The organism is Pseudoalteromonas sp. APC 3358, assembly GCF_030408075.1.
GTDB lineage: Bacteria > Pseudomonadota > Gammaproteobacteria > Enterobacterales > Alteromonadaceae > Pseudoalteromonas > Pseudoalteromonas arctica.
This window is the reverse complement of sequence record NZ_JASDCE010000021.1, coordinates 1-12,481: the sequence shown is the minus strand read 5'-3', so window position 1 is coordinate 12,481 and position 12,481 is coordinate 1. Positions and strand designations below refer to the sequence as shown.

14 protein-coding genes and 2 pseudogenes are annotated in these 12,481 nt (G+C 42.3%); 11 read left to right on the top strand and 5 right to left on the bottom strand.

The genetic code is table 11. The annotated features are described in order from the left end of the window. The first annotated feature begins 69 nt into the window (after positions 1–69). The 6 genes from QL995_RS20735 (at position 70) to QL995_RS20710 (ending at position 3,693) form a co-directional block, all read left to right on the top strand. Positions 70–1,202, top strand: a protein-coding gene (locus tag QL995_RS20735; protein ID WP_223155595.1) for an IS3-like element ISAba14 family transposase whose coding sequence is annotated in 2 segments (ribosomal slippage) — positions 70–322 and positions 322–1,202 — 1,134 coding nt in all. Because the reading frame shifts where the segments join, the coding sequence is not laid out codon by codon here. Positions 1,203–1,300: 98 nt separating this feature from the next. Then, positions 1,301–1,789 carry a peptide-methionine (S)-S-oxide reductase MsrA gene (gene msrA / locus QL995_RS20730; protein WP_000762837.1) on the top strand — a complete coding sequence of 163 codons (489 nt, stop codon included), beginning with the start codon at positions 1,301–1,303 and terminating at the stop codon, positions 1,787–1,789. A gap of 3 nt (positions 1,790–1,792) precedes the next feature. Next, the gene (locus QL995_RS20725) at positions 1,793–2,053 is read left to right on the top strand and encodes a glutaredoxin (RefSeq protein WP_001076938.1); all 261 of its coding nucleotides are present in this window, start codon (positions 1,793–1,795) and stop codon (positions 2,051–2,053) included. Positions 2,054–2,084: 31 nt separating this feature from the next. Beyond that, on the top strand, positions 2,085–2,525 hold the full coding sequence (gene msrB / locus QL995_RS20720; protein ID WP_290294973.1) for a peptide-methionine (R)-S-oxide reductase MsrB: 441 nt from the start codon (positions 2,085–2,087) through the stop codon (positions 2,523–2,525). 54 nt (positions 2,526–2,579) lie between these two features. Next, on the top strand, positions 2,580–2,825 hold the full coding sequence (locus tag QL995_RS20715) for a glutaredoxin domain-containing protein (RefSeq protein ID WP_011711656.1): 246 nt from the start codon (positions 2,580–2,582) through the stop codon (positions 2,823–2,825). 205 nt (positions 2,826–3,030) lie between these two features. Beyond that, the gene (locus tag QL995_RS20710) at positions 3,031–3,693 is read left to right on the top strand and encodes a peptide-methionine (S)-S-oxide reductase (protein ID WP_001281573.1); all 663 of its coding nucleotides are present in this window, start codon (positions 3,031–3,033) and stop codon (positions 3,691–3,693) included. Between the two features lie 219 nt (positions 3,694–3,912). Here the strand turns inward: QL995_RS20710 and QL995_RS20705 are convergent, their stop codons facing one another. From QL995_RS20705 to QL995_RS20695, 3 genes and pseudogenes are all read right to left on the bottom strand, one after another. After that, positions 3,913–4,890, bottom strand: coding sequence for a sensor domain-containing diguanylate cyclase (locus QL995_RS20705; protein WP_002119794.1), 978 nt, complete (start codon positions 4,888–4,890; stop codon positions 3,913–3,915). 281 nt (positions 4,891–5,171) lie between these two features. After that, positions 5,172–5,420: pseudogene (locus QL995_RS20700) on the bottom strand (transposase domain-containing protein); the annotation flags it as partial. 87 nt (positions 5,421–5,507) lie between these two features. Further along, positions 5,508–6,794 (bottom strand): GAF domain-containing protein, encoded by a 1,287-nt coding sequence (locus QL995_RS20695; RefSeq protein ID WP_000257537.1) that lies wholly within the window; start codon positions 6,792–6,794, stop codon positions 5,508–5,510. 868 nt (positions 6,795–7,662) lie between these two features. Between QL995_RS20695 and QL995_RS20690 the strand changes: the two genes are divergently transcribed. The 4 genes and pseudogenes from QL995_RS20690 to QL995_RS20675 form a co-directional block, all read left to right on the top strand. After that, the gene (locus QL995_RS20690; protein WP_223290059.1) at positions 7,663–7,824 is read left to right on the top strand and encodes a peptide-methionine (S)-S-oxide reductase; all 162 of its coding nucleotides are present in this window, start codon (positions 7,663–7,665) and stop codon (positions 7,822–7,824) included. Between the two features lie 58 nt (positions 7,825–7,882). Next, positions 7,883–8,437, top strand: coding sequence for a carboxymuconolactone decarboxylase family protein (locus QL995_RS20685; RefSeq protein WP_000088799.1), 555 nt, complete (start codon positions 7,883–7,885; stop codon positions 8,435–8,437). Positions 8,438–8,574: 137 nt separating this feature from the next. Beyond that, on the top strand, positions 8,575–9,090 hold the full coding sequence (locus QL995_RS20680; RefSeq protein WP_004911234.1) for a DUF417 family protein: 516 nt from the start codon (positions 8,575–8,577) through the stop codon (positions 9,088–9,090). A 239-nt stretch (positions 9,091–9,329) separates the two neighbouring features. After that, positions 9,330–9,488, top strand: a pseudogene (locus QL995_RS20675) (transposase); the annotation flags it as partial. A gap of 30 nt (positions 9,489–9,518) precedes the next feature. Here the strand turns inward: QL995_RS20675 and QL995_RS20670 are convergent. Together QL995_RS20670 and tnpB are read right to left on the bottom strand one after the other, a co-directional pair. Further along, positions 9,519–11,066 (bottom strand): IS66 family transposase, encoded by a 1,548-nt coding sequence (locus QL995_RS20670; protein WP_290294969.1) that lies wholly within the window; start codon positions 11,064–11,066, stop codon positions 9,519–9,521. A 21-nt stretch (positions 11,067–11,087) separates the two neighbouring features. Beyond that, positions 11,088–11,426 (bottom strand): IS66 family insertion sequence element accessory protein TnpB, encoded by a 339-nt coding sequence (gene tnpB / locus QL995_RS20665; protein WP_138765397.1) that lies wholly within the window; start codon positions 11,424–11,426, stop codon positions 11,088–11,090. A 188-nt stretch (positions 11,427–11,614) separates the two neighbouring features. Here tnpB and QL995_RS20660 point away from each other — a divergent pair. Continuing rightward, a partial coding sequence (locus QL995_RS20660; protein WP_290294968.1) for a DUF4158 domain-containing protein occupies positions 11,615–12,481 on the top strand: 867 nt, incomplete at its 3' end.

Genomic DNA, 12,481 nt, shown 5'->3' with positions numbered 1-12,481 from the left:
TGAACAACTCCTATAAGTGATATTCTGCTCCTCAAATGATGTTATAAACATCAATATATGGAGTATTTTATGGCACGTAGACCAAGAAGAAATCATTCAAATGATTTTAAAGCTAAGGTAGCACTTGCTGCGATTAAAGCAGAAAAAACACTTGCTGAATTGAGTGCTGAGTTTGATGTTCATCAAAACCAAATTATTGACTGGAAAAATCAATTGATCTCAGCTTCCTCGCAAGCTTTCGATCAATCAAAAGCTCCAACAGAACCACCCATCGATCTAAAAAAACTACATGCAAAAATCGGTGAGCAGGCATTAGAAATTGATTTTTTAGAAGGTGTGTTGAAGAAACTGGGCCGCTTCAACCACAAAAGTTAATCGACGACTCACTTCAGATTTCAGTATCTAAGCAAGCTAAGCTGCTGAAAGTCTCCCGTGGTTGTTATTACTATCGCCCAAAACCTGTGAGTGCATCAGATCTGAAGCTGATGCGATGTATTGATGAATTACATATGCAATATCCTTTTGCAGGCAGTCGTATGATGCGTGATTTGTTGAATCGTCAAGGACATCATATAGGACGACGTCATACACGTACTTTAATGAAGAAAATGGGTATTCAGGCGTTATATTGCAAACCAAATTTAAGCCAGGCTAATCAAGCTCACCGTAAATATCCATATCTGCTCAAAGGGTTGGCTATTCAGCGCAGTAATCAAGTGTGGTCTACGGATATAACGTATATCCCTATGGCAAAAGGCTTTGTTTATTTATGTGCTGTGATTGATTGGCATAGCCGCAAGGTACTTGCGCATAGGGTATCGATTAGTATGGAGGTGGATTTTTGTATTTCGGCTTTAAATGAAGCGATTGAAAAATATGGTCGACCTGAAATATTTAATACAGACCAAGGCAGCCAGTTTACCAGTGATGCATTTATTGATGTATTGAAATCAAATGGCATTCAAATCAGTATGGATGGTAAAGGTCGATGGGTAGATAATGTGATGGTTGAACGATTATGGCGGAGCGTTAAATATGAAGAGGTGTATCTCAAAGCTTATAGCAGTGTCACAGATGCGAAAAAGCAATTAAGTGCATATTTTGAGTTTTATAATTTGAAACGACCTCATTCGAGTCTAGACAAAATGACACCAAATGAGTTTTACTATGATCAGCTACCCCAACAAAACAAGGTGGCTTAACTAGAGCGGAATATCACTTATAAATACGCTTTTAGTTGTTCAAACAAGTGGGACCACCTCTGTCTAATCAGTAAGTGGATGAAAACTAAGGAGGCTTTATGAAACTAGATTATGTGATCGTTGCCGGAGGGTGTTTTTGGGGTCTCGAAGACCTCCTTAGGAGTCTGGACGGTGTGACGTCAACGAAGGTGGGCTACTCTGGCGGAGATTTTGATGATCCTACCTACGCCGATATTATAACAGGGAAAACGGGGCACGCCGAAGCGGTTCGCGTGGAATACGACCAAGACGAAATATCTCTCGAAGAGATTCTACATTACTTTTTCAAAATCCATGATCCGACTACGAAGAATCGCCAAGGAAATGATGTTGGCACTTCGTATCGCTCGGCAGCGTTCTATCGTGACGATGCACAGAAAGCGATTATCGAAAACGTGATTGATGAGGTCAATGAGATCGGTCGCTTCGAGAATCCCGTGGTCACGACGGTAGCCTTGGAAAAAGAGTTTTATGACGCTGAGGAGTATCACCAAAACTATTTGAAGAAGAATCCCCACGGGTACACGTGCCATTTTGAGAGAGATTAAACCATGAATCAAACGAAAGAGGAAAAAATGAAAGAACTTAAGAACGTTGTCATCTACACAAAAGACCATTGTCCGTTTAGTAAACGCGTGAAGGAGTACTTAACTTCTGAAAAAGTTGATTTTAAACAAATTCGCGTGGATGACGATCCCAAGACTTATGATGAGTTGAAGAAAAAAACCAACCTTCAAACTGTTCCGCAAGTTTTTGTGGATGGAAAATTCATTGGTAGCGCGACTGACTTCTTCGCGTGGATTGATAGCTAAAGAACAAACCCAAAAATAAAGGAGCAAATTTATGTTCAACTGGGAAAGCATTAACAACTATCTCGATAACGGCACTCCCGCTCCTCCTAGAAAAGTAGAAAAGAGCGAGGAAGAGTGGAAAAAAATTCTGACGCCCGCTCAATTTAATGTCATGCGGAAGAAAGGCACCGAACGCGCGCACACCGGAGAACTCTGTTCATTTTATGAAGCTGGAAGGTACGCCTGTGTGGGCTGCGACACCGAACTCTTTGACTCGAACCTAAAGTTCGATTCGGGAACGGGATGGCCGAGTTTTTCTGAGCCAGTCGCAGACAACGTAATTCAATATGAACTGGATACGACCTTCGGGCGCAGAATCGAAGTGCTATGCAATGTGTGCGAAGCCCATCTGGGGCACGCTTTTCCAGACGGTCCTGAGCCATCAGGGGTCCGATTCTGTATTAACTCGGAGTCATTGAAGTTTGTAGAATAATTTTTAAATCGAGGGGGTTTATGAAAGTGAACCTTTTGAAAAAAGGAGCCGTTCGTGTTGATTAAGCTGTTCGGTCATAAAGACTGCCATAAAACCAAGATTTACCATTCGTACTTGCAAGAAAAAGGGAGCCAGTTTGTTTTTTTGGATGTTCATGAAGACGACGCGGCTGCTGATGAACTGTGCTCCCTCTATTCGAACGGAAAGCTGAATTTCCCGACAATAGTGGTTGGGACAAAGAAGCTGAGAAACCCCAAGTTCAAGGACCTTGACAGGTGGTTGGAAGCTTCAATGAAATAATGAGTTTTTTAGAATTATTAATAACTTAATAAGCAGTAAGATCAATGATTACAGCAATTTTCCGCAGTTGTGTTACCAAGAAACATGCTGCGGAGTTTTAGCAAAGATACTTCATCAAGCTGGTGTTGGAAAACGTGGTCTTATCGTCGTTTGCACGGCGTGAGGAATGGGAGTGGCTTCAATTTTTGAAAGTTAGGTGAAAAATATGTCGGATCTAAAAATGAATAAAGAAGACGGTGTTGAAAGCTATGAATTTGCAACCCCTGAAGCAATCGAAGAAGCATTGAAAATCGGGAAGCTTAGTCAAACGGTTTTCGGCATGGGTTGCTTTTGGGGACCGGATTCTAATTTTGGAGGGACGCAGGGAGTAGTGCAAACACGTGTTGGCTACGCTGGAGCATCAACTCTGGATCCGAGTTACCGCAACATCAACGGACACGCCGAAGTCGTCAGAGTGATCTACGATAAAGACCAAATCAGCTACAGGGAACTTCTTGGAAGTTTTGAATCATGGTCTGTTCATGGTAGAAAGCAGGGCCAGTATCGCCAGATACTTTTTGTTTTTGATCTGGAGCAAAAACAAGTAGCTGAAGAACTGATTCAAGCGATTGGAAAGGAGAAATCTCCCGAGGTGATTGAGGCCGGAGAACAAAATGGTTATTTTTGGCCCGCCGAAGATTACCATCAAAAGCATCGTCTTCGCAGAAACAAACAGCTTGTAAGTCTTGCAGAAGTAGATTTCGGTCCTCGCTGGGATGAACATCTGTATTTTACTAAATTAAATAGTACCGATAGAAAAGGCTTCAGTCTCTCAAGCTGGCTAAAAAAGTTGTCTCCGGAAATGCAGAAAGCTTACCGAATCGGTTAATCTGAAATTGCAGCTGGCTAAAGAACTCTATTTTCTATATGTAAAGAATGTGACGATCTCCTTCACATGGAGTCCAAGAGAGCATAAAAAATCTGTGTAAGTCGCATTACCCATGTATTTGAAAGGAATAAATAATGCCAATATCAGACCAGCTTATCGACCGAAGCAAGACCTCAGTTTTTATGAGGTCTTGAGATCAGCGCAGCATGAACAGATCTCTTACAGTGTGGCGAACACACTGGTTTGATTGCGGCCTTGGGTTTTAGCTTTGTATAACATCTGATCGGCGACTTCGAGCAACTGCTTTTTGTCGTCAAATAAATCAGCGCTGGCCAAACCTATGCTGACCGTTAATTGTCGTAATAACCACTCATGGTTAGCCACTACCAGCCTTAACTTTTCCAGTGTTTTATTTGCGGACGCTGTGTCTGTGCCTGGCAGGATCAGCACAAACTCTTCACCACCATAACGGGCGAAAAAGTCATAGTTCCTGCTATGGCGCTGAAACAGAGCCGCGACTTGACTCAGTGCCTCATCTCCTGCGGCATGACCATAGCTGTCGTTAAAACTCTTAAAGTGATCAATATCAATCAATGCCAGTACAAAAGATTGTCCTGTTCTTTGCCAGCGAGCAAATTCAGCTTCAAACTTGAGGTCAAAAGCTCTTCTGTTGTTCACCCCTGTCAGCGCATCCGTCATGCTGGTATTATGTAATTGTTCGCCGACTTTTTTCAGCTCCAGTATGGCGATCACTTGTCTGGACAGAGCCTGCAAAGAGCTTATCTGCCGCTGGTTCAGCTGCTTAGGAACATGATCATAGACACAAATAGTACCAATCACTGCACCTTCGGGATCAATCAGCGGCGAGCCAGCATAAAATCGGTAGCCAGGTCCTGAAATCACCATAGCATTGGTACTGAATCTGTGATCTAAAGTAGCGTCAGGGACCACCATTACCGCATCAGGTGTTTCCATTGCATACACGCAAAAGGACTCTTTAATTAATACAGAGGTACGCGAAATACCAACTTTTGCAATTAGATTCAGCTTTGTGTCATCGGTTCGCGTCACCATAGCCACTGGTGCATCACAGATATAACACGCCAGTTCAGTGATATCCCGCAGGTTCTGATCTGCTTCAGCAGGTGCTTTTAGTGTGGTTTCTGCACTAGCTGTTTGAGCTAAACTAAAGGTCATGTACTTCTCCGTTTTTCTACTGCATTTTTTAAAGATCCTGCATAGAAAAATGAATTAAATCGTTGATTTAACTCTAGCATAGATCTGTCAGACTTGAAGTTATCTCTGTAGCAATGGTATTGTTTTGTACAATATTCGCCTGCTTGATTTGAGTTTTAGCTGTATTTATAAACTTTTGGCTTTTCCGGTCGCAGGCTCTATAATTTGCTCGTTTAAATCCAACTCTTCGTCTAACGTCATCTATTTAGTGTGCATGCGGCCTCCGGAGCATTTTCCGTGGCTTATTTTACCGAAGCATCGGGATTGCTAAATAGAGCTGAACGCTGTAATGCGCTTTCGAACTGAGCTTTCCGTAACTTCGGCATTAGTTCATGTACCTTGCTTACTGGATGTTGGTTGACGCGCAGCAGCACGTCCGTCAGATAATCGTAAACGTTAATAGCAGTGTTGACCTTGCTTTGAATGACGCCAACATGCTTAGCACCAAGCTCCGTTCAGCAGAATCACAGCCAGTTTTTCAGTTATCCCAAGTGTCACTCTCAGATTAAAGGCCGCCATACCGGATGTAGTGCCAACAAGAAAACTAAAACACAACTTCGCTGATCATCGCTGAGTGTTTATAAATCGTCTCCCATCACCGGTATCGATAAGCAGATAAGCCTGGTTATGCCATTAGCAGTTCTTGAAGCATTCCTGCTTTCAATGTCGTCAACGTGATCACGATTTGAGTTGAGATAACGACTCTGTTGCTGAAGACTCTCAGTTAATTGCCACTCACCAGATTCAAGAACAGCACCCGCTAACTCGGCACATACTGTTGCAAAACCATAAAGCGCTTGATTATCGCGGGTAAAACGCAGCGGCATCGTCTGGCCTTTTACAAGAAGGGACCATTCCAAAACTCTGTACTTACCTTTTAATCGGTTACTGACAAAAATAGTTATACTTGTACCGCTGGCGCCAACAACTAAAAAGCTCGTGATAGCTAGTCCTATCAGAGACCATAACTCTGGTTTCCCACTTAGTAACAGTGGATTAGGCAAATGACTCCTCAAAACGAGATCAGCACCAAGGGTCAGCGCTGTTTTATACACTGCTTGTTCTAATAATGGAGTTGCATTGACCAGTGACGCAACAGCATCACAACTATAAGGTTCTAGAACTGCCGTAGCTCTCAACCATTCTGTTTCATGGGCAATCGCCAACAAATTTGACCAAATTCGAACCAGTGCCGCTATATGAATGGAGTTTTCATCAGTCAGGACGGTTTGATTAAGCTGCTTATCCAGTTCCTGATGCCAGTATTGGTATTGGCTTGTCAAAAGTACAAACAACTCAGATTGAAGCAACTTATTATTAGTTACCGGTCTTATCCTATTTGACATCTCATTGAATAGTTGTATAAATTTTTTGTCTGCTTGTTGCTCACGCTTTAGCAGATCTTGCTGTTGTTGAAGCATCTGTAAATCGTATTCAATGGCCTGCTTAAAAAGTGTGAGTAAGGAACAGTGTTGTGATGCCCGATCTGGGCTTGAAAAGTCCAACATACACAAAGTACCGAAAGTTTTTCCGCTAGGCCAAAGCAATGGCAGGCCATAGTAATAACTAAAGCCTGCTGCAAATGTTGGGTTATTGTTTTCATATCGGGTACCGATTGCATTTTCAACTAGTAATGGCTGGTTACTGGAAATGACTTGGGAACAATAAGTGTTAAGTGCCAATGGAACAGGTTCACCGCAATAAAAAGTTGGTACTGACACACTGCCAACAGCCTGACAAATTTCGTTTTTATCTAATCGATTAATCAGCACACAAGGCACTTCCGCGACTTGAGCCATCGAGTTTACAATGCCTTGCCAGCGCTCTAGGAGCAGAGCGGTTTCTATGCTCAAATCTACTGCCATTTGTTCCCTCAGTATTTAAATAGTCCCCTTTTGCATCATTCGATCTTGTTTATCTCAGAGTATCAAACAGGAAACAAAGTGATTGATGTCAATCAGGGAATTAGCAGCATTGATGCATTAAGCGGCGCACATACACTCTAAGTAAAGTGCTTAAGTCTGATTATGGCAAGAAATTGTTACTTTGTCAGGGATAGTCAACACTTTATTAGCGAGAGACTTGCTTGGCTGACATTTAAGACAAATCGCGAGATTCCAAATCTGCCACCAACAGTCGGAACTGAGTAACTCACTTGAGCTTTAAAAAGTAAAGCATTGAAATATTTATGGTATTTATACATCCTACCTAGCTCACAGCAGAGTTTAGCATCGTGCATTAATATGACCTTACACTAAAAATACGTACTAGTTGACGTCTATCAAACTCGTTTACGAGATAGTGTAGTGGTCGACAAATTTTGGCCACATCGTTATTGCCTAATAACCGATGCTCTCTTTAAATGCGAAATGAGTAGTGCACGCATTTTTAGCCTTTTGGCAAAACGTTGATGTCTCGAAATTTTCAAGCGCTGTGCCTTGTTTATTTTCAGAAACGTCTGCTTTCAGTGAGTTCCTGATGCTCGGGCGCTCTAAATTATGGGTATAGACAATCTGATTTGCCCTATATTTGCAGTTTTTCGTGAACCCTTAATTTCACAACTCTTTTAATCTGATATCCAAAGTCTGCATCCATACATAGCCCCTACGTAAACTGTCTAATAAGTCACATTATACGAACTATTGAGCATGTTATATCTATTTTACATGCTGTAAATTCAGTTCCATTAGTAAATAGATAAAAACCAAGGAGGCTTTATGAAAAATAAATAATGTGATCGTTGCCGGAGGGTGTTTTTGGAGTCTCGAAGACCTCCTTAGAAATCAGGACGGCGTGACGTCAACGAAGGTGTGTAGTGGCACTGAAATGGCGACTGCGCAAGACGTGAAGATGAGCTGTCTGATAGCAACGGATTATCAAGCAGAACCTTCTTAAATACAATTTATTCCACGCCAATACAGCGTGCTGTCTTTCAAATCACTAGGAGAAATTTATGTCACGTTTGAACACCCCTACCACAATCGACGCCGCGCCTACTGCTACCCATACCTCACTCAAGGCTGTGGAAAAACAACTGGGCCGCGTTCCTAACATGTTCCGCGTCGTTGCCAACAGCCCTGCTGCGCTGACTGGCTACCTGCAATTGAGCGCAGCATCAGCACAGGGCGGCTTGGGTACAGCGACTCTTGAGCGTATTGCCCTAGCCGTCGCTGAGATCAACGGCTGCGATTATTGCCTTGCTGCCCATTCCTTCCTAGGCCGTAAGGTGGCCAAGCTTGATGATGCTGAACTCACTGCCAACCGCAGCGGTGCATCAAATGACCCTAAGGCCGACGCAGCCGTGCGTTTTGCTGCCGCCGTAGTCCGCCAGCGCGGGCAAGTCAGCAATGACCAGGTCCAAGCGGTGCTGAACGCTGGCTACAGTGATGCACATGTAGTGGATATTCTGTTGGCTGTTGCCCTGAACACTTTCACTAACTACGTTAACGAAGTGACACAGACCGAGGTCGACTTCCCGGCCGTTCAACCACTAGGCATTGATGTCTAATCCATTGGTGCTCAACTACAGCAATTACCTAAGTTAGGTTCGACTCGAGTAAACATATAGTTTTTCTCAAGAGTCATATCATTTTAGTGGGCTACATAGAGTGAGTCCACATGGCTAAAAATAATTGGAGATATAAGATGACTATTCCCGAAATTGAAAATGGTGTCCAGACTACCAATACCCTTAGTAATAATCTCGGTGCAAAAATCACTAAGTTTGGTATAGGTGGCATCTACGTTGCCATGACGATAATATATTTGTGGTTTGGTGGCATGAAATTCACTAGCTACGAAGCAAACGGTATACATGGTTTTGTTAGTAATAGCCCTCTGCTTTCGTGGATGTATAGCTTCCTCAGCATTCAAGGATTCTCAAATTTTCTGGGTGTGCTTGAAATTTCAGTTGGCCTGTTAATCGCTGCACGAGTTTTCTCCCCTAAGCTCGCAATCTTGGGCGGTGTACTTTCAACCGGACTCTTTTTTACGACATTGTCGTTCATGCTGACTACACCCGGTGTTTTTGAGGCATCTCTTGGGTTTCCTGCGATCTCTGTGGTTCCTGGCCAGTTTTTGCTAAAAGATTTAGGCTTGTTTGTCGTGTCTATATTTATCGTAGGTACATCACTTACAGCACTGGAGCACAAAAACAAATAAGCCTCACCCGAAACAACTATAAGTTAGATGGCTCCTAAACACATTAGAGAGCCTTTATTTTTATCTTTTAAGTGCTTCAAGTACGTGCCTTACTAGAGGCTGTTGATCTTTGAGTGAAAAATGAACGGCATAGCAACAAGGTATAATGGTTTCGCCAAAAATCAAAAATACCACCGAGAACGGACGTTGCTATGCCAAGGACAATGCTAACAGATAACGCCTAGGAAGCCCTAAAGCAAATACTTAAAGAGACAGGGCGTGTTTACAATAAATATGAACACCGAAATACACTGGAAGGCATACTTTATCGTATGCGCACAGGCATTCAGTGGCGAGATTTGCCTGAAAGATTCGGTCGTTGGAACTCTGTATTTAAGCGCTTTAACCTTTGGTCAAAGGTAAGCGATCATTCAGGGGGTATATTACCCCTAATTAGCCAGATCTGATGTTAACAAATGATCTTTAAATTTGTCTTTCCAAACACGCGGGGTTAAATCAATGACATCTTTGGCGGGATGCAGGCTCACGCGTTGCAATACATCCACCAAATAGTGATATGGGTTAATGCCCAGCAACCGGCACGTCACCATTAAACTTTGTAATACGCCCATATTTTCAGCGCCCAACTCACTCCAACAGAATAAATAATTCTTTCTGCCCATAGGGATTACTCGCAAGGCGCGCTCTAAATGGTTGGTATCAATTTGGATATTCGCATCCCCTAAATACACTTTCAGTTGATGGTATCGTTCATCTGCATACTTTAATGCTTTGCTGATTGGGTTTGATGGTAATAACTCAGGCCGTTGCCTTTGTTCATATATCCAGTTAAAGAATTCATCAATCACAGGCTCTGCATGTTTTTGTCTATAATCGAGTGCACTTTGTTCATCTAAGTTTTCATCGCGAATATGCTGTTCAACTTGATATAAATCTGCAATTTTTAGCAGTGCATATTTTGCAAGCTCAGGCTCCATCTTAAGTGACTTTTCAAAGTAACGTCGGCAGTGCGCCCAGCAAGATGCATGGGTTACGTTTTGGTTTTGCTCGTTCAATTGATTGACTGTTTTGGTATACGCCGTGTAACCATCGGTTAATAATGTACCATTAAAGCCAGTCAGTTGATTTTTGGCATGCAAAAAGCCTCGGTTTTGCGACCAAGTAAAAGCAATTTCGTCTTGTTCACCATAAATGGGCCAGTAATAGGTTTGTTTCATTTTACCTTTACTTTTTCGGCCCACTTTTATCGGCACTTCATCCATGGCCAGTATTTTACTTTGCAAGATATGCTCAAGCTGCGCTTGATAGATGGGGTATAACAGCGCAATGGCTTTTTGTATCCAATGGGTGAGGGTGGCGCGGCTTAATTGAATGCCCGCATCCGACATTCTTTGGTGTTGGCGGTATAAAGGTAAGTGATAAACCGCTTTATCGACCATGATACCTGCAAGTACGGATACGTCAGCATAACAGCCTTCTAATACCGTATTGGGTGTGGGCTCAGTGCGAACGGTTTCTTTGGTTTTATGACGCACAACGGGTTTACGGTAAATTAAAACAACGTAACTACCCGGTTGCTGCGCTAAACGCGCCTGCTCTTTATAATCGATAATTTCGTATTGGTCTGCGTTATCGCCATTAAGCTCTGGTGCGTCGACTTCAATGATTTTTTGTGGCACTGAATCATCAAAACGTAAACCCGTATCATTGACTTCATCGCCGCTTAATTGTTTATTCGATTTGCGGCGGTGAGATTTAATTTCGATTGAATCGGGTTTGGATGTAGCTGAGTTATCTTTAACAAATAGCTCAGTTTGCTCATTTGAGTCGGATAGCAGTTGTTCAGACTTACGCCCAAACACTTGGCGTTTTAACCAGTCGAGTTGATGCTCAAGCGATGCAATTTGTGCAACTTGTTTGGCATATTGAGCATCAATTTCAGATGCAGGTAAGTGACTGATTTTATGTTTTTTCATAGGGGATAATTATACCCTATTTCACCTTGTAAGGCGCGTGTTTATTGGCTTTTCTTGCCATTTAATTCCACCAATTAAACACTGAAGTTGTGTCCAATCTAAGGTGATTTTGTTGTCACCTGAAACAGTGTGGAAAGTGCCTTTTTCTAATCGTTTTGACCAAATACAATAACCCCCTTGATGGTAATAGAGTAACTTAATGTGTGTGCGTTTTCGGTTAATAAAAACAAACAGCTCGCCATTATTGGCACGACAGTTCAGTTTGGATTGAGTGAGTGCAGCTAGACCGTCAAACTGTTTGCGCATATCAACAGGTTGATTGTATAGCCAAATGGCGACAGAAGGTGAAATACCTATCATGCTTGTGTGCTCATGTTTAATACCACACCGCCTGGTAATTTGAGCTCAATGGGGTTCTAGGGATTTTCCCCTCTAAAGTAACATAAATCGCCATACTCACGATATCTAAAGGCATACAAAGGTGGGTTACTTCTCCAAAGTATGGCAAATTATGAGGTTAACTACCCCTTAAACTTAACGTAATTCCTATGGCTATAAAAAACGAACTCTCAATTCTTACCAAAGCTGAGCAGCTTGATCTATATTCTCCGCCACTATTAACCCTTGAACAGCAACGATTGTATTTTACGCAAAACGAGATCGAGTTAACAGAGTCGAAAAGCATTCGCCTAAGGAGCCATCGATGCTATTTCATTGCGTTATTAGGGTATTTTAAGTCTAAGCCTGTCATTCTTTCACCTAGCTTTAACCTCATCTTTAACGATATGCAGTTTATTTCAACGCAAGTTCAAGGAGGCAAAGGGCTCAGGCCTTTCAGCATAAATAAGATGCAGCGTGACCGTATTTATCAAAGAATACTGAGGCTACTAAACTATCAGAAATGGGAAGAAAGTCTGCACTTTGCGCCGTTGTACGATCATCTTGTAATGGTCGGCAAAGCTTGGCTTGAGCCTCGTTATCTATTCGATGCAGCCGCTGAATCTCTAGCAACGCATAGAATTGCCATCCCTAAATATACTGTCTTACAAAAGCTTATCAGTCGTGTTATCCAACAGGTAAAGAAGGGGTTAAATAATAAGCTTCGTATTCATGTTTCATCTGAACTACACGAATTTCTAAATACTATTATCGATGACAAAGATGGGCTCTCCTTAAGCCAGCTTCGAGCAGGTGCAAAAAGCGTTATGGTGACAGAGCTAAAAAAAGAACTGATTGTTTATCATCAGTTACAGCCTTATACAAGACAGATTGATGATGCTGTTAAGGACTTAGCCTTATCGTCTAAAAACCAACAACACTTCGGTGAAATGGTGGATTATTATGGTAGTAAACTAAAACGCTTTAAGCGTCCACAGCAACACCTATGGTTGCTGTGTTTTCTGACTCAACGCATA

Excerpts from the sequence above, each read along its gene's own strand:
- msrA (WP_000762837.1), top strand. The coding sequence starts at position 1,301 with ATGAAACTAGATTATGTGATCGTTGCCGGAGGGTGTTTTTGGGGTCTC.
- QL995_RS20725 (WP_001076938.1), top strand. The coding sequence starts at position 1,793 with ATGAATCAAACGAAAGAGGAAAAAATGAAAGAACTTAAGAACGTTGTC.
- msrB (WP_290294973.1), top strand. The coding sequence starts at position 2,085 with ATGTTCAACTGGGAAAGCATTAACAACTATCTCGATAACGGCACTCCC.
- QL995_RS20710 (WP_001281573.1), top strand. The coding sequence starts at position 3,031 with ATGTCGGATCTAAAAATGAATAAAGAAGACGGTGTTGAAAGCTATGAA.
- QL995_RS20705 (WP_002119794.1), bottom strand. The coding sequence starts at position 4,890 with ATGACCTTTAGTTTAGCTCAAACAGCTAGTGCAGAAACCACACTAAAA.
- QL995_RS20695 (WP_000257537.1), bottom strand. The coding sequence starts at position 6,794 with ATGGCAGTAGATTTGAGCATAGAAACCGCTCTGCTCCTAGAGCGCTGG.
- QL995_RS20685 (WP_000088799.1), top strand. The coding sequence starts at position 7,883 with ATGTCACGTTTGAACACCCCTACCACAATCGACGCCGCGCCTACTGCT.
- QL995_RS20680 (WP_004911234.1), top strand. The coding sequence starts at position 8,575 with ATGACTATTCCCGAAATTGAAAATGGTGTCCAGACTACCAATACCCTT.
- QL995_RS20670 (WP_290294969.1), bottom strand. The coding sequence starts at position 11,066 with ATGAAAAAACATAAAATCAGTCACTTACCTGCATCTGAAATTGATGCT.
- tnpB (WP_138765397.1), bottom strand. The coding sequence starts at position 11,426 with ATGATAGGTATTTCACCTTCTGTCGCCATTTGGCTATACAATCAACCT.